Genomic DNA, 20,516 nt, shown 5'->3' with positions numbered 1-20,516 from the left:
AGCAAAGGATGGAACTTATGAAAAAGATGATTAAAACAATAGTTATGTGCTCAGCCCTTGCCGCTACACTTTCAGCGTGCTCTGAGGCGCCAAAAAAAGAAAAAGTACTTGTTGAAGTTAACAACAGCAAATCCGCTGATGAGCTTACTGAAGCTGGCGAACAACTTGTAGCACCCTACACTTTGAATCTTGCCTACCGCGCATTCGAAATGGCATTGGAGAAAAACCCACAAGACATGAAAGCGAAATTTTACCAAAAATTTCTTAAACGTTTCATGGTCCTTCGTGGATTTGGCACCAACGTCAAACCATTCGTTCAAAAGGTTGGCGACATCCAACAGTACGAACAACAAATGAAGGGTCTTCCATCATATCCAATGAAGAAGTTTTTGATGACTCCGGAAAAGTCAGCCCCAATTCAGTCTGAATCCGGTGTACAAAAAACTTTGATCGAATACAGAAAAGCCCTGGTGGAATTCAGACAATTTATTGCAGAGAATCCAGAACTGACATTGGATCTAAAAATGAATCCTTATGTTTTTCAGGCACAAATTAACGATCGCCTGGAGCAGAACTGCGTAATTATCGAAAATGGCGAAAACTCCAGATACGAGTGCGACCTTGATCAGGCATCAACCGTCCGCGTGAATATCGCTGATCTGATGGTTTTGAAACAGGAAGCTGCCGCAGAAATTCTTTATGTAACTATTTACACTTCGTACAACATGGATGGTTTTACTGAATACTCTAAAGAAATTGAAGGCAAGGCGCTTACTCAGCAACAAATCACTGAAGGCATAATGTCGAAAATGAACCTGAATGTATTGGATAAAGAAGGTTTGAAATCCATTAAATCTATCGCAACCGACATGTTGGTCGCAGTTAAATGGGTTCAAAAATACAGCGACAAACTATGCAACCAAAACAGAAAGAATCACCTGATCGAAAACGGCGACGCCTTCTGCTTTACTGCTAATGTTGAATTCCAAAAAAACATGACTCAAGCGGAACAAGCTATCAATGGCGCAATCACTGTGGATTTAGGCAATAGCACGACGACATCGGTAAATGCGCTGGCTTTGTTCAATAATCCAGTTGCCTCTTTGAAAGAACTTGCTCCGGCGACTTGGAGTGCTGATGGCCAAAAAATCGAATCTTTCCGCGACAAAACTATGGGCGGAATTCTAGTCAACGGCGACGCTGATCAAGTATTGAAAACAAAATAAATTTTTTGGAATAACTACGAATGAAAACGCTCAACCTACTTCTAAATTTAGGAATGGTACTCGCAGGGGCTCTGGCCTCTGCGGCGGGCGTTGAATCATCCATCAGCGGCTTTAAACTTACAACTTGCAACGGCAAAAACTCTTGCGCCGTTGTGACCGCTGACAAAACTCAAGGCAGTCAGATCAAAATGCTTCATTCCTTAAAAAATCCTGCAGTCACAATCACTAGCGAAGGCAAAGTGATCTTCCTTAAAGGTGACTCCGGATATGTCGATATCGACGAAAATCAACTGGTACTATTCAATCGCAATCATGGCGCACTACAGGAAACTGCAATCAATCTTTCCACTTTGGAAGTGACCACGCGATCAGGAGGTAATTTGTGAAAACAAAATTACTTCTGATGATTTTGGTGATCGGCACACTTGCTGCCTGCCAGGACAAGACAGTCATTATTCAAGAGGCACCACCGCGCTCAGACAGTCAAAAGGAAAAGGAATTGCCTCCTCCAGATAGCAATTCCTCTCCGGCTCCCGAGCAATCGGAAACAGCTGAAACTGAAGAAGGAATTGACCCACGCGATAAGTCTGCGGATGGTTCGCCAACGACACCACCAAAAAACCCTCCAAAGCGCGGCATCCCTCCGTCAAACCCTGTGGGTCGTGACGTCGGCGGCACCGACAGCGGTGGTGACAACGGGGTTCAAGGCCGCAACATTGAAGACTATGCAGTAAACATTCAAAAAGAAGCGAACTACTTGCAGTTCGTTCTGCCAATCATCACTAAGCTGGCTGAAACTCACCCGCGCTTCGCCTCTGACATGATTCATATTGCCAACGAAAGAACCTGGTACATGGTTCCTGTTGAACTGAAGGCACTAAGAGCATCGCAAATTGGATTGAAGTTCGCCGACGAATCAGTACAACAATTTGCATTGCAAAATCTTCGCTCGATTTGGATCAACACCAAATACTATAATGCCTTCGAGTCCCCTGAATCAAAAGGCCGTCTTATCCTTCACGAAATCCTGATGGGCGTGCGCCTAATGAAATTGAAAAGCGAAGTCGACAACTGTTACTCGTCTATTGCATTGCTGAAGTTAGACACTACCAAAATCAAAGCCTACCAAAAAGGCCGCGAGGAATGTGCAACGACGTATATGTTCGGCAGAAAGGATGCATTCGCAGTTGTTCCGGGGCAGAATCCGGATTTGGAACTGACGAATCATGATTATGACGGCATTCGCGAACTGGGTGTTCATCTATGGAACCGCAACGGCGACATCTCTGCAGCCGAATTGAATGCGTGGATTAAAATTAACGATTTCCGTACTTACTAATACTCAAAGAAATCAATATTCAGACAGCGAACTGTTTCCGACGGCGAGGGAATCAGTTTCGCATTCATTGACTCGACAAAGCTTGGCAGCTCCTGACGAATCCAGTTCGCCACTTCCTCGGATAAAACCATCGGACCCGTGTAGAAAAAGTCTTCGTCCCGATTTTGTTGAAGCTTTGCCATACTTTGAATTCGCCAGTTCATATGATGACGAGTCACCAATGAAGAAGAGCTTCCAAGATGTGTCCGCGCCGCCCCCATCTTTAACTTACCTTTGGTTTCCACCAGTAAGTTATTATCCAACAGAAAATCCAAAACTTTTTGCACGTGGTTTCTTGGCAAACTTAAATGATGCGACAAAGTTTCAGCGTCGTTGTATTTACCCGTATCCACCAGCATCCGCACACCTGAATACACCCAACTGGAATAAAAGGTGTTCTTGGCCTCACCACTGAGCTCACTTGCCTTCACTCGGGTTTCAAGTTTTTTGGATTTTTCCTGGCGATTCTTGATCTGCCTTAAAAAATGCTTTTGCAGCTTGAAACTTCCCGCTCGATTGTAATCGACAAGCAAAAGGAAATATTCAATCTCGTCCTCGATCAGACGAAGGTAGTCACACATCTCTGTCGCAAGCTCTAAGCTTAAGTGCTTATCGCCCTTGAACACCTGACTCACCATCGTCGTCGAAACATTCAAGGCCTGCGCTAAACGACGGTACTCCCCGAAACCTTCGCGAGGCTGGTTCGCAACCCAGGCGTTATAGAACTCTTTGTAATCCTGAAAGTGATAGATCGTGACTGACATGGATCTATATTAACCGTTTGGTTAATTCTTTCATCAACTATTTGCCAAACAGATCTATAGAGCAGAACAACTCACCTGTATAAGAAGGCATAACCATTTGAAACGGAGAATGTTTTATGAAACTAGTTACGAAATTTATGGTCCTGCTTACTTTGGCTTTAATGACGTCCACAGCTTCTGCACAAAACAAACAAACTGCCAAAGTCGAAAAAAACAATGCGATTTCCAGCAATGGCTTCCGTGTGGGAATCGCGAAACCCATGTTGCGAGCTTCGACAAAAGCCACCGTCAACGGTGAGTCCTACCATTTCAGCGACGACCTTGATCAAACATTGGGACTCTCTGTAGGATACGCAAGTCTCCCTGTTCAGGAATTGGGTTGGACTGTGAATGCAACATACATCGACATTCAGAACCAAGGCTCCTCTGCGGGAATCGCCAGAATTGATGGCAACTTCGCCTTTGCTTTCACTGAAATTATCAACCTCAAGGGTGGTTTGAACATCTCCAAGATAACCGGAAGTAACAGCAATGAATACGATCCAGGAATTGGTTTTCAAGGTGGCTTTGGCTTCCAGATCACCAAGAATTTTGGGATTGATCTGAACTACACCGAGATGGCTCAATCGCGCACATCCGACCTTACCAGAATTGATATTAAAGAATCCGGTTTCGAAGTCGGCCTGAACGCCACCTTTTAACACCGCTGCCAGGGGACCCCCCAAAAAAACTGTGACCAAAAAACCGCATTTACCCTTTCAACTCGGTCCCTTTCCCCTAAGGGACCTAAATTACCCCCTCCCAAAATCCAGAATTTCCCCTTAAGACCCTCGTATTTTAGACCTAAGTAGAACCATTGTGAGAACCAAGCGTGATCCACCCGATTCCGGGGTGTAAACTCGGGGCTAACGGTGTTGGTTTTTCAGTGCGTCAATAGAGGGAAAAAGGCCCCGTTTTCAAGGCCTTAAATCTTGTGTCTCCCTCTCAAGAATGCTAGTTTCGCACCGTTAATTTGATACCGAGTTATTACTCAAGGAGACCATCGTGGCAGACTCTAAAAATAAAACTGCGAAGTCTGAAAACTTGAAGGGTGCTAATCCTGAAGTTTTAGACGTGATCGCACGCCGTGCGCTTTACCTTTCAACGCAAATGATCTGGCAAGCCAATCATCGTTCTGACAAAGAAAAAGGCGATCCAAAAATCGGTGGTCACCCGGCTGCTTGCGCAAGCTCACTTCACATCATGGGTGCTTTGCACTTAATGGCGAAAACTGGTTTCGACCATATCGCGAACAAACCACATGCTTCCCCGGTGGATCACTCTTACAACTACCTTTTGGATCTTTTGCTAAAAGGTGACATGACAAAACTTTCTCAAGAGCAAGCTGACCAGGCAATGAATGGTCTTCGTAAATTCACTGATGGCTCAGAGTTCGTTTTCCAATCTTACCACTCTGCTTACGATCCGGATCACCACAACTTCTTCCCATCCGGTACAGTGGGTATTCCACCTGTTGAAGCTGGCTACATGGCACTTGCTTACCGTTACGCTCGCGAGCACGGTTATGAAGTTCCCGATGCACACTTCTGGGCTGTTTGCGGTGACTCTGAATTCCGTGAAGGCTCCATGTACGAAGCTGTTCCTGACTTTGCTGAACGCGAAATCGGTTCATTGACTTGGATCCTGGATTACAACCGTCAATCACTTGATGGTCACCGTATCACAAACAAAGAAATCATGAATGGTACTGATGCTGACCGTGTTGAGCGCACAATGGCTGCGAACGGCTGGGAAGTTATCCAAGTACGCCACGGTTCCAAACGTAAAGCTTTGTTCGCTAAAAAAGACGGCGAAACTTTCAAAACATTCCTTGAGCAAAAATTGGAAGACTACGAACTTCAATCATTGCTTCTTGTTCAAGACATGAAGGCTTTGAAAAAAGGCATCGCTAAAGAACACCCGGACATGAAGAAATTCCTGGACAGTGTTTCTGACCAAGAACTTTACGATGCTCTTCGCGACTTCGGTGGTCATGATATGATCGCCCTTGCAGAAGCGATGGAGCAATCCAAACTTTCCACTCGTCGCCCAACAATCATCATCGCGCATACGCTTAAAGGCTGGGGCTTGAAAGCCGCTGCTCAACCAGGCAATCACAGCTCTCTTCCACAAGAAGACGAAGTGAACGCGCTTAAAGCGGGTCAAGGCATCACTGGCGATACTTTGTACCAACGCTTGGATGCAAACTCTGCTGCTGGTAAATTCCTGGCTGCTCGTTCTGAAAAAATCATGGGCGAGATGAAAGCGCAGTACGCGTTGAAAGCCAAGAACCAAGATTACTTCTTGAAAAAGCTAACTGAGTTCGGCGAAATCCCGCAAGCTTTGGACATCAACACGAAAATGACAAGCTACCCTCATACACAATGGATGCTTGGTCAGTTGACTGCCAAATTGACTCGTATTTCAAATACATCGCTTGATGAGTCTCAATTGAAAGAGAATCAAAAAGCCCTGACTGCGAATGAAAAACCATTCAAACTTCCGGGCGAGTTGTTCATCTCCATGGCTCCGGACGTTGGTACTTCAACGAATTTGAATCCTGCGATGGACGGTAAAATCTTTGGTGCTCCAGTTGTTGTCGACCACGAAACTGACTTGGGCGTTAAAGACCACAAACTTCCTGACTTGGTTCCTGGCGAAGAAGAATCAGATCGCTTCCTTCGTTTCGAAATCGCCGAAGGTAACGTTATGTCTTGCGTGGGTGCATTTGGTAAAATGCGCGACATCGTAGGTGTACCTATCATCCCATTGATGACTGTGTACGACTTCTTCATCAAACGTGCATTGGATCAATACTTCTATAACTTGTACTGGAAATCTTCATTCATCTGCGTGGGCACTCCATCAGGTGTTTCTCTTTCTCCAGAAGGCGCTCAGCACGGTTGGAAGTCTGACATCCAAATCCCGAACCAAATCACTTGGGAGCCGTTCTCTTGCATCGAGCTTGACTGGATCATGTGTGACACTATCAAGCGTCACGTGATGAACGACAATGCAGGCCGTACGGGCACATTGCTTCGTCTGGTAACTCGCGGCGTGGAACAAAAAGATCTTTTGAAGTACTTGAAAACTCAAGCTCGCTTCAAACAAGGTCTTGAAGGACAACTGGCTCGCGCGGAATTCCCAGTTGCTGGTGGCATCAATGAAGAAGAAGTGGCGACCATGGATGACGCTTCTATCCTGCAAACTCTTCGTGAAGAAGTATTGCAAGGCGCTTACTACCTGATCGACTACCGTGGTTACGCTGGTTACGAGCCAGGTGACAACGTTGTGAACATCTTCGCATTGGGCACAATGGTTACTGAAGGTATCAAAGCTTCTGAAGCTTTGCTTGCTCGCGGTATCTACGCAAACGTGATCGCTGTGACTTCACAGGATTTGTTGTGCGGTATCTTGGGTCACGAAAATGATTACGAATACTTGAAAAACGGTTTGGGCATTAACTCGAACTTGTTCCTAAGAAGATCAGAAGACGTATCCACTGGTGATTTGATCACTGTTGCTGGTAAACGTGTTCCAGTCGTATCAGTTGCTGACGGTGAGATCGGTATGCTTGATAACATCGGTTCTATCATCGGTGTTCGTCAGGAAGCTTTGGGCGTAATCAAGCACTCCAAGTGCGGTCGTCCATCAGAGATCTACGCTTACCACCACATCGACGCTGATGCAGTAGTTGAGGCTTGCGGTAAAGTATTGGCAGAGACAGCACTTGAGAAAGTCATCGTTTCTGAAAATGCTTTGGGTGAAACTCACCAGGCAGAAGGTCGTACAGCTCACTGGACAGATCTTTGGCCTTCAAAGAATCCAGTTCATAAACACTAAGAACTGAATTGATCAAAAACTTAAAAAGGGCTCCTGACGAGGGAGCCCTTTTTTTTTGCACTCAACTTATCATTCACAAAATGAATCAAGTCTGCCATGCTTTAAAAATGGACTATACAGAGCTGGCGAAGTCAGAGTTCCCATTTGAGGGAGAATTCTATCTTTCCAAGAATAAACGTTACAATGAACTGATCTTCTTCGTGCACTTTTACGAAGGATCGAAGCGCGAGCTTCTTCGCCACATTAAGCTTGTCAATGACCTGGGTTTTGATGCCTTTGCCTTTCAACTGAATGGCACAGCAAAGGATCTTATCACACGCCTGCCGATCACTGCTGATGGAGCTTTGGGCGTGAAGCACGTTTACGCCGCTCAAATTGAAAAGTTATTAAATGAGATCCCTGGCGACAAAATCATTTTTAGTTTCTCGAATCCCTCGGCCTCCGCGATTGAAGCGATGGCCAAACGCCATTGTTTCGATACGATCGCGATGATTTGTGACAGTGGACCTACGGCGCAATTTCTGCCTTCTGTATGGAAGCTTGTGCGCAACTACAAGTTTCCAGTTTTATTTAGTGGACTAAAAGTTCCCGCTACTGCGGCGCTCAGCGTGTTTTGGTCCCTGCATTTTCACAAAGACATTCACTCTCAACTCGAAAAATTTCCTGAGAATTTTCCGTTATTGTCGATTCGCGGCTGGAAGGACAAACTAATTCCTCCTCAGCACATCGACGAAGTATTCGAACCCCATCACAACCTAAACTGGACGAAGCTAAACCTCCCTGAAGCAGAGCATCTAACTGGACTGCGCGATTGTCGCAGCGAGTATGCGCCCAGTGTCGAGGCGTTTCTGAAGCGCGTGGCCACACCAATTATTAAATCCATTTAATTGGCGCTTCATGATAGTCCCCTCATAGACTTTTTAATGAGGGGAAAGTTACATGAAGAAAATCTTTATTATATTTCTAATGCTTTTGCCGTTAGCGGCTGAAGCACGACGTGGATATATTTATCAAAGCTCGTTTGAAGCCTATGGCGAAAGCTACGCGAAAAATCTTGCGAACCTTGGCAACGACAGACTCTCTAACCTACCAGCAGACAAGCGCGCTGCCTGCGAACAACGTTACGGTCGCATTCTGAATGATGGCCTTATCGATATTCGCGTGGCGATGGGCTACTTGGACTGGACAACAGGTAAAACTGTTCGTAGCGGAGCCCGCAATTACGGCTACAGCCCATCGATTGATATCGGCGCTTACTACGCACTTCGTGAGTTGATCACTGGGCGCTGCAGAGGAAACTTTGGACTGTGCCGCTTCAGACAGGAAACCTCCAACAATCCATACGTATTTGTTAAAGAGCTAAATGTTCATGGCCGCCAAGTGCGAGCGCGCGTTGAAATTCAATTTGCTTCCGCATCTGAGTACCTGGACAACAATGTCAGCTCTTCCACACAGGCACAACGTACAGCTTTCATGGAAGGCTTCTACAACCGTGCTTTGCAGGATGCCGATGCAGCTTTCTATTTCGGCCACTCCCGCAATGGCGGTGGACCTGATTTTGCGCCACCTAAATTTGTTCCTGGCACCAATAAAGTGAACTACGCGGGTTACTACAAAAAGTACCGACCGGGCTTTAATAAAATGCTTGAGTCACTTAACAACCGCAGTCGTCAGGCAGATGTCATCGGCATGATGTCCTGTGATTCCCGCGATCACTTTATGAGCAAGTTGCGTTCAACAGCACCGAACTCCGGCGTTATCACGTCGACACAGGTTCTGACTGTTGAAGAAGTCTATACTGCCATGATCGGCGGCATGGATGCATTGGTCAGAGGCCAGTGCCAAAAAACTTTCTATCAGCAGCTGAGAATGACTGCGAGAAATGCAGCCAACATCACAATGGATGGAATGTTTGAATAACATCGATTAGTAAATCCGTACCTGAACAAGGAGGTTCAATATGGTTCAGATTGAAAGATTGCCCCACCCGGATTATCTGAAATATCCAACCCATCGGACTTTGGGATTCTTCACCAGTCAGGAACAAGCTCGTAACGCCGCTCAAGCTATCGTTCGCGAAGGCTGGCTTGAAGGCGATTTGCATGTTTTTGAAGGACCTTATGGCGTGGATGCCGTTGATGCCGACGGAAGCCGTCATACCTTGAAAGAAGCTTGGGGCCGCTGGGTGCAAAAGTTCCTTGGCACCGGCGAATGGGACTTGGTTGAGGAAGCCGACCAGGAACTTCGCAAAGGTCACCTGCTTCTGTCTGTTGCCACCAAAAACGAGGAAGAAAAGTATACTGTCGCGGAACTGATGGTTCTTAATGGCGGTCACGGTATTCGTTACGTGGATCCTCTTTATAACGAAGAACTTACACCACCGGGACATCATCCCAGCTAAACTCCATGACTCTTAAACCGATCTGCGCTATGTCTGCCCCATCAAGACGAGGTTTGACATGGCAGCAGATTTGGAATTTTTCATTTATAACGTTCCTTCCGATTGTGGCGACTGGCTCGCAGCTTTTGAAGGTAAAGAATTGATCTTTTTGGGTGGCTACGGCGCCGGCAAAAAACAAGTTGAAAGCGACTTGGCTAAATTCTTTGAAACTCACTACAACTTCAAAGTTGGAAAGTTCACTCCTGCAAAATGGACCAAAGGAAACTTCTGGAAAACCAAACATAAAATTAAACTTCAAGGGACTGAGTTCCAGGTCAAAGTTTGGTTGGAGCTTTTGAACATCCCTTACGGTGAAACGACAACTTACACGGACATCGCAAAGAAAATCAAAAGACCATCTGCAGTCCGTGCGGTGGGTACAGCTATCGGGCAAAACCCAATCTGCTATTGGATCCCTTGCCATCGCGTGATCGGCAAAGCTTCCAACAACTTCAAATACCGTTGGGGTTCAGACACAAAAAAACACCTTCTGGTTACAGAAGGCGTTTTTGAACTTAAATAGTTTGTATTTATTTTGCCAGATAGCGATTGATGGCGTCGGCAACCTCTGCCGATTCATTGATTGCCCGCTGAGCAATCGAGATTTTCTTATTATGATATCCCAGCGCACGCAGTTGCTGCGTGTGCCAAGGCTCCTCACTCACATTGGTCATATTGTACGCCGCATTTTTATATCCGAACTGATTGGCGATATCCTGAGTCGCAATATCAGTGCGCTTGCGATCCACCCACAAACGCGCCGTCTGGGCAACGTGACAACTTACGCAGTCCATATTCTCGGGATTGAAGTCCTTGGGATTTTCAATTCTATAGGCAGATTTCAACTCTGCACGAATCAGGTCTTCATTTCCCTTACGCATTCTTTGTGATTCCGCCACGATATTTGTCAGCGTGTCTTCACCATTGGCGCGGGCACCAGCGATGCCTCCACCCGAAAAGACTTCGCCGGAGGTAACCACATTCACGAAGGACTGTGCGGTGTTTTTACCCAGCCTTGGCAAAGTCATGGACACCAGCTCCCCATTTTTAAATTCAAAAGAACCAAAGAGCCACATCGCCCCGCCACCGCGAAGGAACATCGCTGTCACACGCGAAAGATTTTTTTCACCGGCATACTTTAGGATAATGCGGTTTAAGTCCTTAAGTGCTGCAACTCCACGATTCGAACTCCACGCAGGATGAGGCCCCAAAGGCAGACCACGTGTTTCAACACCGGTCTTCGCTTTCCAGATTTGCAATTCCATCAATAGGGCATCGAATTCAGCATCAGTCAGCACATAGAAAGAGTGAAGAGCTGCATCGATGGCTTCAATGGAACCATCCTCTTCCCACTCCAACAATGGTTGCCACACCAGACGCATTTGTTTTTGGCAGGCCAGCGGAGTCGGTAATGGAAAACACGGATCGATTCGCATTGCCACCACTCGCATGGCGCGCGCGTTGTCGCGTGGATCCATGTCCATAGCGACCGGAGAAATACGCTCAAAAATATTTTCCGGAATCAGTCCTTTTAGTGGAAGTGTGTTCACCTGCCCGTCAGTTTGCTTTTGCAACGGCATCACATAAGAAACGTCATTCAAATCCCAGGCGGCATGGGTAAATCCGGCAAACAAAAAAGTCAGCAAAACGAGCGCAGTATGTTTCATGGGCGAAACATCCTATTTGGGCTGTCATATATCAATGATTTTCACATTCACCCCATAATTGAAAACCAAACAAACGGAACACCGCATATAACTCAACCACCTGAAATCACAGCAAAAGGTACGGACTTACCTGCAAAGGTACGGACTTACCATTGCAGGTAAGTCCGTACCTTTTGGAACCTGGTCTAGTTCATAAAATCTGCCTTTGACTTACACATTATTTACATAGTAACTAATATGTAAATGGAGGTTACTTGTGAGTGCCGTCGCCCTTCCCGCTTTGTCTGACATTCAGTTTGTTTCCGCAGATCAACTGCAACCTCCTCCCGGGGTGCCCACGGGAGTGAGCACCCTGGATGACTTCCTTTTATGGAAGGGAATCCCCAAAGGAGATCTCAGTCTCTTTCAAGGAAGTCCCGGAACCGGTGCCACCTCTTTATGGGTCAGCATGACTCAAAAAGCACACGAGGATAACAAATGGGTCGCGTGGGTGAATGGCGGGACACAACTGCTTCCCGCGCACCTGATGAGTCGCAAGATCAACTTGAAAAAGTTGCTCGTCGTAAAGGAACCCAAGGAAGCTGAACAACTTTTCTGGGTATTGCAGGAACTGGTGACGAGTTCCTTGTTTGAAGTGATTGGTTGTGAATTGAAAGAGATGTTTTTCAAGAATCACCAACTGCAAAAACTAAAAAAACTTTGTCGCTTTCATAAGGTGGCTTTGATTTTTGTCTGTCACAAGGCGAGCAAGTTCGTGAACCCTCTCTTCAGTCTGATCATTCAGTTCCAAAGAGATTTCATAACCATTCAACGAGCTCTTCACCGCCCCACACCGTTTACTGTCGCAGGGAGTATGATTTATGCGAACTTTGTGCATCAATTTAAAAACACAGCAAGAAAGCTCCTCAGCTGAGGCTTTTCTTTTACTCAGCCCGCGCGTTCAGTTTCGCTTTCCGCATTTTATTTTTGTCGACATTGAATCAACTGCTCACCTTCTAGGAGGAGACAATGGAGTTTTACAGAAAGCCATCGAGATCGCTCGTAAGTTCAGCGCGGACGCAAGCGCTGCCATTGCCGACACTGCACCTGTCGCGCAAATGCTGGCCAAGTGGAAACCTTTCACTGTGGCTCCTCGTGGTGCTGAACATCGTGAGTTTTCAGGTCTCGGTCTTGATGCGCTAAAGGATCTTGAGGGCATGAATCCTTGGTCACAAAAGCGCCTGATTGAGCACGTGATCTCGTTTGCCCGCACTCTGGGTGTTTGCACCCTGGAAGAAGTTTATAATTTCCGTTTGGTTTCACTACGCGAGCGGTGGGGGGATTTCGGTGTTTTACTTTGGAATCGTTTGCATTCTCAAGACTCTCAGGTCATTTCACCTCTTGTGCCTCGCGACCCTCTTGTGGGGTATGGCTACCTGGATGATCCCTTAGGCGCCGTGCCTTTGCTTTTTAACCGGATCAAACCCGTGCTCGACACTTTGTTTGCGCGCCTGAATGGCCTCTCCCGATATGCGCACAAAATGGAAGTGATCCTGCACTGTGAATACTCTGACAAACGTTATCTGCTTTCGATTGAACCCATCAGCGCCAGCCGTGATCAGGAATTGTTCGAGGATCTTCTTTATAAGAAAATGGAGAAGACCGAACTCAGCAATCCCATCCGGGAATTCGAGGTCGCCGTTTACGACGTGCCCGAGAAAATCCAACAACTGGATTTTTTCGAGCCCCGTGATAATTCCGAGGACCGCTGGCGCCGCCTGATCAGTTTTGCCAAACAGGCCAACTGCGAGATGGGTTTTTTACAAGTCGAAGCCAGTCACTTTCCGGAAAAAAGTTTTCAACTGGTCACCGAGTGGCCCGAGGATTTTAAATCCGAGGACTTGGTTGAAAGACAGGACAATGCCCTGCAGGTAAAAACAGTTTATGCCAAAGGTTTAAAAGAAAGCCCTCGCCCCTCCCTGCTTTTGGAAAAACCCCAGGCACTGAATGCCCATGAAGTTCAGAAATTACGTTTTGTTTCCTCTATGCCCAGCGAAAGAATTGAATCTTCGTGGTGGCAGATTTCATCGCAGGAACTAAAACACCGGGATTACTATTTTGCTCTTTCTCAACAGGGACAGTTGATTTGGATTTTTCAGGATAAGGTCAGCTCGCAGTACTACCTGCACGGATATTTTGATTAGCCGGCAGGCGCAGTGCCGACGCCCCGGCAGGGGCAAAGGCTGAAGCAACTATGAATAAATCTGTTCAAATTCGTCAGTCACAATCTGTTGTTCGCACAGCCAAAGGGTTCGTCGAGCTTTTGGGGCGCAGTAATTTTTCGTTTCTGCGCGGAGCCTCTTCGCCTGAAGAAATGGTCGAAGCTGCAATTCATCATAATTATGATGGCATCGCGATGTGTGATCTAAATGGTCTTTACGGTGTTGCCCGGGGATTTCAAACCGCCAATACTCCTTCGATGTTCACCGCCTCCTCCAAGGCCAAGGATGGATTCCGTTATATTGTGGGATCCGAACTGACTTTGACGGATGAAAGTACGATCACCCTGATTCCCATGAACAAGAATGGCTACACCCATCTGTGCGAGCTTTTAACTTTAGGCAAGCGTCAGGCCGCCAAGGGATTTTCTTCCCTGCGTTTGGAGCAGATCGAAAAGTACAATCAGGATTTACTTTGCTTAGCTTTGCCGCCCATTGATGAAAAACGCTATGACAGTTTAGAAAAGATTTTTAAGGATCGCCTGTACATTCCAGTATGGCGGGATCTGACCTGGGAATCGCAGGAATTCTACAAACAAGCATTGGAACTTGAACAAAAATGTGGCGCCCAACTGTTCGTTAGTCAGCGTCCATTCATGCATTCACGCGAAAGAAAACCTTTGTTCGATGTTGTGACTTGCGTTCTTCATCACACGACTTTGGAAGAAGCGCGCGACAAATTGATCCAAAATGCTGAACGTTCACTCAGATCCCTCCCGGAAATCAGCTCCAGATGGGCCGATCGCGTCGACCTTGTGGAAAAAACTGTGGAAATCGCGGCACGTGTGAACTTCACTTTGGATGAGATTCGCTACCGCTATCCACGCTCAAGCTTACCGCTTGGTAAGACTCCGACAGAATATTTGCGCTTCCTGGTTGAAGAAGGAATCAAGTGGAGATTCCCCGAAGGCGCTTCCCCCAAGGTTCTTAAGACCATTGAACATGAACTGGAAATGATCAAAGAACTGGAGTACGAGGACTACTTTCTTACATTACGTGAAATTTGTGAATTCGCCGATCGCCAGGGAATTTTGTATCAAGGACGTGGTTCAGCGGCGAACTCTATCGTCTGTTATTGCATCGGTCTGACTTCGGTGAATCCCAAAGAGATCGACGTATTATTTGAGCGCTTCATTTCCCGCGAGCGCCGTGAACCACCGGATATCGATATCGACTTTGAACACAGCCGCCGTGAGGAAGTGATTCAGTATATTTACGAAAAATATAACGAACGCCACGCCGCCATGGTCTGCACAGTGGTACGCTATCGCTCGCGCATGGCGATTCGGGAAACCGCAAAAGCCTTTGGTATCTCTTTGGCGAAAATTAATGAGATGGTAAAGTTCATGGGCCGCGATGGCATGCGCCGCTTGCTTGAAGATCCGACCATTCACAAACGCTTCGGCGTCGAAAGCCCCGAGATGTGGATGCTATTTTTAAAAATGGCCGGGCAACTGCATGGCTTCCCCCGTCACTTGGGAATTCACACCGGCGGATTCCTGATCACTCAGGATCCTATCACTGAGATGGTGCCGGTTGAAAAAGCCACCATGAATGGCCGCTATGTCATTCAGTGGAATAAAGACGATGTCGCCGTTCTAAAACTGATGAAGATCGACGTTTTAAGTCTGGGAATGCTGACTTGTATAAGAAAGTGTTTTGATCTTTTAAAAAATCACAAAGGCATTAACTTTAATCTGGCGTCACTGCCCGGCGACGACAGAGCCACTTACGACATGATTTGTCGCGCGGATACGGTTGGCGTTTTTCAAATCGAGTCCCGCGCGCAAATGCAGACTTTACCGCGCATGATGCCCCGGAATTTTTATGATTTAGTCGTCGAGGTGGCTTTGGTCAGACCCGGCCCTTTGCAAGGAGGCATGGTTCATCCGTACTTGCGCCGACGCCAGGGACTGGAAGCGGTTTCCTATGCGCATCCTGATTTACGACCGATTCTAATGCGCACTCACGGTGTTCCTATTTTTCAGGAGCAGGTGATGAAGATCGTGATCGTTGCAGCAGGATTCTCGCCGGGCGAAGCCGACGAGCTTCGTCGAATCATGTCTTCAGCCTGGCGCAAGAAAAGCACAATGAGTGCCATACGTGACCGCATTCTTTTAGGGTTTAAGAATCACGGCATTTCCCAGGAATATGCCGAGCAGATTTACTCCACCATCGAGGGCTTTGCGAACTATGGTTTTCCAGAAAGCCACGCCGCAAGCTTTGTTTTGCTTACTTACGCGAGCTGCTATTTAAAGTGCAATCATCCCGATGTTTTTGTCTGTGGCCTTTTAAACAGTCAGCCCATGGGGTTTTATGCTCCCCGCACTTTGATTTCCGAAGCGCAAAGAAATGGCGTTGAAGTTCTGCCTTTATCCATTCAACGCTCGGACTATGATTACACCCTGGAAGAACCCTGCGCAGTGAATGCCTATACTCCCTCAGGCGCCAGCATTCACAAATTGCGTGTGGGTTTAAGATCCCTGTATGGCCTCCCCGAGGAAATGGCCCGCACTATTGAGGATGAAAGAAAACTCAATGGCCCCTTCAAGGATCTGAAAGACTTCATCCATCGCACGCGCCTGCCCCGCAGTGTTTTGATAAAGCTTGCTGCCGCAGGCGCCATGGAGTGCTTCCAGCAAAACGCACGGGAACTGATCTGGCATATCGAAGCTTTAAGCCTGGATCAAAACAGCTTTCTTTGGGGACAGCCGAAGGAAATCCTGACTCAAGGTTCTTTTGATGATGAAGATGAGAATAACGAAAGCCTGCCGTTTGAATCCAACTGGGATCGCATGCGCCGCGAGTATGACACCAAGGGGTTTTCCGTGGATTCGCATCCATTGTCGGTGCTGCGCTCTTATCTGACGGCGAAGAATCATTCCCTGATCGAGCAGCGGTATGTTCCATATGCAACATCAGCTGATCTGGAAAGAATCACTCACAAGCGCAAAGTGCGAGTGGCGGGACTGGTCTCTGTCACCCAACGCCCACCCACGGCCAAAGGAATGTGCTTTATCACCTTGGAAGACGAGTTTGGATTTATGAATATCGTTATCCATCCCGACGTCTATCAAAAAGATCGCGAGGTGATCTACGGACGATCCTTGCTTGAAATTCAGGGACAAGTGGAAAAGGTGGGCAACATCACCAATATACGCGCCATCAACGTTCTGCCACTGGGCTAGACATCCCCCTAATTTCAAGCTAGCTTCAGAACATGCTTTTAGAGTCTCTGGAATTTCTTTTAACACCGACCAGCCCCATCGCCCGCAAGTATGGATTCCTCTATTCATCCATCTCGCTGCGCCATCGCTATCACCGTCAAAAGAAAAACTGGCTGCCTCATCTGAAAAACTGCCAGGATATTTTCCTGGAAACAGCCCAATCACTTCCACAAAGAAAAAGCGTGGTCGTCATGGGCAGCGCGCACCTGCACGAAATTCCATTGCACTTACTGATGGATAATTTTCAGCAAGTGACCTTGGTGGATGTCATTCATCCCCTGAAACATCATCTTCAGGCGAAAAGATATTCTCGTCTAAAACTTGTAACCATGGATCTAACCAATGCTTTGGATAAGATTCAGGATCTAAATAGTCTTGATGACCTGAATTCCCTGGCACAAAAAATGGCGAACGAACAACTTTTCCATTTTGATGCTGACCTGATTGTGTCTGCGAACCTGCTCTCCCAACTGGCCCTGTTGCCATTGGATGCGGTCGAAAAGAAAATTAAACGTCCTTTGGAGCTACCTGAAAAAGACATTATCTGCACCCAATTTGCGGAAACTCATTTGAAGAATCTTAAAAGCTGTACCGGAACCAAACTGATTTATTCCGATCGCGAAGTCATCTACCGCGACAAAAACAACGAAGTGATCTACACAGGTCAATATCCTGTAAACTTTGAAGGATATCAAAAGCTGAAAGAATGGTACTGGATGCTGGCACCATTGAAAGAGGCTTCAAAAGACTATTCCATCGAAATGAAAATCGAAGCCTACAGAGGCTAACTACTTCACTCTCTTCTTTTTCTTGGAAACTTCAGCGATTCTGAAGTTAATCTGTCCAACCTTCTGAGCCCATGGTGATTTTTTTGAAATGCCCATGACGTAATTAACTTCCTGAGAAACCCCAGCAAGCGAAGCGAAATCACCCTTCTGTAACTTTAGTTCGCTGATGAAGTGCTCTATCACAGGATCAAACGCCAGGAAGATGTCGATGCGACCGGTAGCAAGCATCTTTACCCCCTGCTCAACGGTCAACACTTCCACTTTTCTTACTTTGTTATGATTGTAAGGACTTTCCTGACTGTCATTGAACGAGTAACCCAATATTTGACCAAAAATCAAATGATCGAATTTGGAAGATTTGCTTCCATCAAAGGTTTCACTTAAAAGATGCTTGATTCTGGGATTCTTACGGTAAACCCACAATGAAATATTGCCTTTGAAAATAGGCTCCGTAAATACCAAATACTTCTTCCGCTCTTCCGTTTCCAGCAGAGGGCCAATGAAATCCAATTGCCCCTTTTCAGCATCGGCCAGAACTCTTTTCCAAGGGAGAATACGATATACAATGTCCTTTGGCTGAACTTCCATTATCAATGGCAGAAACTCAACCATACGGCCTGCCGTTTTACCATTTTCCGTGTAAATAAACGGAGGATAGGGATCTGAACCCACCAGGACTTTTGCAAATCCTGTTTGAAAAAAGAATGTCACAAACAACGCCAAGAGACCCTTCATCACTCACCTGCTCCGACATTAAACGTTTCTACTTTTTAATAGCTACAAATAGCCCTTCATACGTAGGCGCGATGGCCGCCTCATATAAATCCGGATTCGCCAATCGCTCGTTAAACTCACGCATGATGCGAATTTGCTTTTCTGAAAACTTTTGCGTGGTCGCCTCGCCCCACACAGCTCCACTTAGAAAGATATTATCAGCCAGTACCAATCCACCTTTGCGCAGATTTTTTTCAGCCCACAAAAGATAGTCCAAATACGCTGCTTTGTTCCCATCAATAAAGACACCATCGAAAGGGCCATGCACTTCAATTTTCAAAAGTTCCTCGCGTGCATCACCCACCACCAGATGGATCTTCTTTGACGTCTGATCAAGCTTCGCGAAAACTTCAGAAGATCTGCGAGCATGCTCCGGATCTTTTTCCAAAGTCCACAATTCCCCGCCTGCTGGCAAAGCTTCAAAAAAATACTGCGCTGACAATCCTGTCAGAGTGCCAATCTCGACAAACTTACGGCAATTATGCATTTTTACCAAAACCTGCGCCAACTGCGCTTCGGCAGGGGAGATACTGATGCGGGCAAGCCCTAGCTCCTCGGCGTTTTGGCGGGATAGCTTCTTATTGTCGTTCTCTTTATCGAAAAGAGATCCAAGATATTCTTCTCTGTTTGAAAGTACTGATTCACGCATCCATCCACTGTCTCATGGTTTGGTCCAGAAGTTAACAGGAAGTTAATTTGCTCACCCCTTGGGCCGCGAATACCCTTGTAAAAGGCAGCATTCACTTGATCATGGAGGATCATATGATAACTGGCATTTCTCAACAGCGCACTCAACTGGCCATTCATTTCCTAATGACTCTTGCACTGGCCGGCGCCACCGCTTCGTGCGCCTCCAAATCAAACCGGGAAGAGGAATACGTCTTACGCCCCGTAAAAGCCAGTCCCTCCACCCCACCGGAATCAAGTCTGCATGAGTATGCTGGCAATGACCTTCGCAACAGTGTTCGTTATACTGCTCTTTCGAAAAATGTCAGATTTGAATATGCCAGTGCTGAACTGACTCCGTCTTCCAAGAATGCCCTGAACTCGATTGCCACGGAGATCAATGGCTCACTGAATTCATTTCAGAAAATTCGCATTAGCGGAGTCACGGACTCTAGCGGTGATGATTCAAGAAACATGCGCCTTTCCCAGCTACGAGCTGATAATGTGCGGGCCTATTTGATATCCAAAGGAGTTCCAGCTGAAAAACTTGAAGCAATCGGTGTCGGGCCCGTGAACACGGTTATTCCGGGGACCAATATACAAGCAGCTGCTGACCGTCGGGTCGACTTTGAGATTGTACGATAAGGTGAATTCGGGATACTTTTATTCCCATGAAACCTTTGCTTGTATTTGATCTGGATGGAACTTTAATAGATTCAGCACCCGACATTATCGTGGCCGTTAATCGTACCCTGAAAAATCACGGTAAGACACAACTGAGCGATCAGGTGATTATCGCACATATTGGCGAAGGCATTAAGAAACTCATGGCTGACCTTTTTTCCGGAGATAATCTGAAACCCTCTGATGTCATCAATCTTGAAATGGAGTTTCTAAGAATCTATGAAGAGGAAATGCTGAATAAAACCAGCATCTATCCTGGCGTTGAAAACTTTCTGCATAGTTACGACGGCCCCATGGCAATCATCACCAATAAAAACGAGCAACCCGCCAGACGCATCATTGAGCACCTGGGAATGAATCAATATCCCTGGGTGAATATCTTTGGCGCCGATACGTTAAGCGAAAGAAAGCCCAGTCCTCTGCCCCTACAAACGATGATGAAACTCGCAGGTCACGAACCTCATAACACACTGATGATCGGTGACGGCATCCCTGACATGGTCTCTGCACAAAGAGCCGGTGTCGCAGCGTTGGCAATTGAATTTGGTTACTCCGCTCCGGAAATTTTAAAGATGCACGAACCCCGCGCATTTTTAAAAAGCTATGCGGATCTGCCTCGCCTGATAAGTGAAGTATTCTCAGCCAACTAAAGTTCGATAAAAAATCGATCAAATTCCATTCCACCAGAAGGGCCCAAATCGACGTCATTGCCTTTCAATTCTCACTATGAGGCATTTCGAATAATGTGTTCACGGAACACCT

General features: G+C 46.6%; 19 protein-coding genes. 15 read left to right on the top strand and 4 right to left on the bottom strand.

Translation table 11 applies throughout. The features are described 5' to 3' along the window. The first annotated feature begins 17 nt into the window (after positions 1–17). Genes AAAA73_RS11805 through AAAA73_RS11795 form a run of 3 tightly spaced genes read left to right on the top strand, consistent with a single transcriptional unit; the run spans position 18 to position 2,565 of the window. Entirely contained in the window at positions 18–1,226 is a 1,209-nt protein-coding gene (locus AAAA73_RS11805) for a hypothetical protein (protein ID WP_340598518.1), read from the top strand. Between the two features lie 20 nt (positions 1,227–1,246). Continuing rightward, complete coding sequence (locus tag AAAA73_RS11800; RefSeq protein WP_340598517.1) at positions 1,247–1,612, top strand: hypothetical protein; 366 nt, start codon at positions 1,247–1,249, stop codon at positions 1,610–1,612. Then, on the top strand, positions 1,609–2,565 hold the full coding sequence (locus tag AAAA73_RS11795) for a hypothetical protein (protein ID WP_340598516.1): 957 nt from the start codon (positions 1,609–1,611) through the stop codon (positions 2,563–2,565). Before AAAA73_RS11800 ends, AAAA73_RS11795 begins: the two co-directional genes overlap by 4 nt. On the opposite strand, the gene AAAA73_RS11790 is transcribed toward AAAA73_RS11795, so the two are convergent. Further along, positions 2,562–3,368, bottom strand: coding sequence for a TIGR02147 family protein (locus AAAA73_RS11790; RefSeq protein ID WP_340598515.1), 807 nt, complete (start codon positions 3,366–3,368; stop codon positions 2,562–2,564). The two genes, AAAA73_RS11795 and AAAA73_RS11790, sit on opposite strands and share 4 nt — an antisense overlap. 116 nt (positions 3,369–3,484) lie before the next feature. On the opposite strand from AAAA73_RS11790, the gene AAAA73_RS11785 reads away from it, so the two are divergent. The 6 genes from AAAA73_RS11785 to AAAA73_RS11760 all read left to right on the top strand — a co-directional run bounded on the left by AAAA73_RS11785 (position 3,485) and on the right by AAAA73_RS11760 (position 10,213). Further along, the gene (locus AAAA73_RS11785) at positions 3,485–4,069 is read left to right on the top strand and encodes a hypothetical protein (RefSeq protein ID WP_340598514.1); all 585 of its coding nucleotides are present in this window, start codon (positions 3,485–3,487) and stop codon (positions 4,067–4,069) included. A 343-nt stretch (positions 4,070–4,412) separates the two neighbouring features. Further along, on the top strand, positions 4,413–7,250 hold the full coding sequence (locus AAAA73_RS11780; protein ID WP_340598513.1) for a pyruvate dehydrogenase: 2,838 nt from the start codon (positions 4,413–4,415) through the stop codon (positions 7,248–7,250). Positions 7,251–7,330: 80 nt separating this feature from the next. Next, positions 7,331–8,137 (top strand): alpha/beta hydrolase, encoded by an 807-nt coding sequence (locus AAAA73_RS11775; RefSeq protein ID WP_340598512.1) that lies wholly within the window; start codon positions 7,331–7,333, stop codon positions 8,135–8,137. A 52-nt stretch (positions 8,138–8,189) separates the two neighbouring features. Beyond that, positions 8,190–9,170 carry a hypothetical protein gene (locus AAAA73_RS11770; protein ID WP_340598511.1) on the top strand — a complete coding sequence of 327 codons (981 nt, stop codon included), beginning with the start codon at positions 8,190–8,192 and terminating at the stop codon, positions 9,168–9,170. A 40-nt stretch (positions 9,171–9,210) separates the two neighbouring features. After that, entirely contained in the window at positions 9,211–9,651 is a 441-nt protein-coding gene (locus AAAA73_RS11765) for a hypothetical protein (RefSeq protein ID WP_340598510.1), read from the top strand. A 58-nt stretch (positions 9,652–9,709) separates the two neighbouring features. Next, positions 9,710–10,213 carry a methylated-DNA--[protein]-cysteine S-methyltransferase gene (locus AAAA73_RS11760; protein WP_340598509.1) on the top strand — a complete coding sequence of 168 codons (504 nt, stop codon included), beginning with the start codon at positions 9,710–9,712 and terminating at the stop codon, positions 10,211–10,213. A gap of 7 nt (positions 10,214–10,220) precedes the next feature. On the opposite strand, the gene AAAA73_RS11755 is transcribed toward AAAA73_RS11760, so the two are convergent. Beyond that, positions 10,221–11,357 carry a hypothetical protein gene (locus AAAA73_RS11755; protein WP_340598508.1) on the bottom strand — a complete coding sequence of 379 codons (1,137 nt, stop codon included), beginning with the start codon at positions 11,355–11,357 and terminating at the stop codon, positions 10,221–10,223. Between the two features lie 256 nt (positions 11,358–11,613). Here AAAA73_RS11755 and AAAA73_RS11750 point away from each other — a divergent pair, with 256 nt between their 5' ends. Genes AAAA73_RS11750 through AAAA73_RS11735 form a run of 4 tightly spaced genes read left to right on the top strand, consistent with a single transcriptional unit; the run spans position 11,614 to position 17,630 of the window. Then, on the top strand, positions 11,614–12,270 hold the full coding sequence (locus tag AAAA73_RS11750; protein ID WP_340598507.1) for a recA protein: 657 nt from the start codon (positions 11,614–11,616) through the stop codon (positions 12,268–12,270). Further along, positions 12,218–13,540, top strand: coding sequence for a hypothetical protein (locus AAAA73_RS11745; RefSeq protein ID WP_340598506.1), 1,323 nt, complete (start codon positions 12,218–12,220; stop codon positions 13,538–13,540). The genes AAAA73_RS11750 and AAAA73_RS11745 overlap by 53 nt, the downstream gene beginning before the upstream one ends. Before the next feature lie 50 nt (positions 13,541–13,590). Beyond that, positions 13,591–16,803, top strand: coding sequence for a DNA polymerase III subunit alpha (locus tag AAAA73_RS11740; protein ID WP_340598505.1), 3,213 nt, complete (start codon positions 13,591–13,593; stop codon positions 16,801–16,803). Between the two features lie 32 nt (positions 16,804–16,835). Further along, positions 16,836–17,630 carry a hypothetical protein gene (locus tag AAAA73_RS11735; RefSeq protein ID WP_340598504.1) on the top strand — a complete coding sequence of 265 codons (795 nt, stop codon included), beginning with the start codon at positions 16,836–16,838 and terminating at the stop codon, positions 17,628–17,630. Here the strand turns inward: AAAA73_RS11735 and AAAA73_RS11730 are convergent, their stop codons facing one another. Together AAAA73_RS11730 and AAAA73_RS11725 are read right to left on the bottom strand one after the other, a co-directional pair. Next, complete coding sequence (locus AAAA73_RS11730; RefSeq protein ID WP_340599371.1) at positions 17,631–18,365, bottom strand: substrate-binding periplasmic protein; 735 nt, start codon at positions 18,363–18,365, stop codon at positions 17,631–17,633. Positions 18,366–18,393: 28 nt separating this feature from the next. Then, entirely contained in the window at positions 18,394–19,053 is a 660-nt protein-coding gene (locus tag AAAA73_RS11725; RefSeq protein WP_340598503.1) for an O-methyltransferase, read from the bottom strand. A gap of 113 nt (positions 19,054–19,166) precedes the next feature. Between AAAA73_RS11725 and AAAA73_RS11720 the strand changes: the two genes are divergently transcribed. Both AAAA73_RS11720 and AAAA73_RS11715 read left to right on the top strand, forming a co-directional pair. After that, complete coding sequence (locus AAAA73_RS11720) at positions 19,167–19,715, top strand: OmpA family protein (protein WP_340598502.1); 549 nt, start codon at positions 19,167–19,169, stop codon at positions 19,713–19,715. 26 nt (positions 19,716–19,741) lie between these two features. Then, positions 19,742–20,404, top strand: a complete 663-nt coding sequence (locus tag AAAA73_RS11715) for an HAD family hydrolase (RefSeq protein ID WP_340598500.1) — start codon at positions 19,742–19,744, stop codon at positions 20,402–20,404. Positions 20,405–20,516: the final 112 nt, after the last annotated feature.

The sequence above is a fragment of the Bdellovibrio sp. GT3 genome, from assembly GCF_037996765.1.
Classification (GTDB): domain Bacteria; phylum Bdellovibrionota; class Bdellovibrionia; order Bdellovibrionales; family Bdellovibrionaceae; genus Bdellovibrio.
This window is presented reverse-complemented; position numbering and strand designations above follow the sequence as displayed.

Coding starts and splice junctions, on each gene's coding strand:
- AAAA73_RS11805 (WP_340598518.1), top strand. CDS start 18: ATGAAAAAGATGATTAAAACAATAGTTATGTGCTCAGCCCTTGCCGCT.
- AAAA73_RS11800 (WP_340598517.1), top strand. CDS start 1,247: ATGAAAACGCTCAACCTACTTCTAAATTTAGGAATGGTACTCGCAGGG.
- AAAA73_RS11790 (WP_340598515.1), bottom strand. CDS start 3,368: ATGTCAGTCACGATCTATCACTTTCAGGATTACAAAGAGTTCTATAAC.
- AAAA73_RS11785 (WP_340598514.1), top strand. CDS start 3,485: ATGAAACTAGTTACGAAATTTATGGTCCTGCTTACTTTGGCTTTAATG.
- AAAA73_RS11775 (WP_340598512.1), top strand. CDS start 7,331: ATGAATCAAGTCTGCCATGCTTTAAAAATGGACTATACAGAGCTGGCG.
- AAAA73_RS11770 (WP_340598511.1), top strand. CDS start 8,190: ATGAAGAAAATCTTTATTATATTTCTAATGCTTTTGCCGTTAGCGGCT.
- AAAA73_RS11765 (WP_340598510.1), top strand. CDS start 9,211: ATGGTTCAGATTGAAAGATTGCCCCACCCGGATTATCTGAAATATCCA.
- AAAA73_RS11760 (WP_340598509.1), top strand. CDS start 9,710: ATGGCAGCAGATTTGGAATTTTTCATTTATAACGTTCCTTCCGATTGT.
- AAAA73_RS11755 (WP_340598508.1), bottom strand. CDS start 11,357: ATGAAACATACTGCGCTCGTTTTGCTGACTTTTTTGTTTGCCGGATTT.
- AAAA73_RS11745 (WP_340598506.1), top strand. CDS start 12,218: ATGCGAACTTTGTGCATCAATTTAAAAACACAGCAAGAAAGCTCCTCA.
- AAAA73_RS11740 (WP_340598505.1), top strand. CDS start 13,591: ATGAATAAATCTGTTCAAATTCGTCAGTCACAATCTGTTGTTCGCACA.
- AAAA73_RS11735 (WP_340598504.1), top strand. CDS start 16,836: ATGCTTTTAGAGTCTCTGGAATTTCTTTTAACACCGACCAGCCCCATC.
- AAAA73_RS11730 (WP_340599371.1), bottom strand. CDS start 18,365: ATGAAGGGTCTCTTGGCGTTGTTTGTGACATTCTTTTTTCAAACAGGA.
- AAAA73_RS11725 (WP_340598503.1), bottom strand. CDS start 19,053: ATGCGTGAATCAGTACTTTCAAACAGAGAAGAATATCTTGGATCTCTT.
- AAAA73_RS11720 (WP_340598502.1), top strand. CDS start 19,167: ATGATAACTGGCATTTCTCAACAGCGCACTCAACTGGCCATTCATTTC.
- AAAA73_RS11715 (WP_340598500.1), top strand. CDS start 19,742: ATGAAACCTTTGCTTGTATTTGATCTGGATGGAACTTTAATAGATTCA.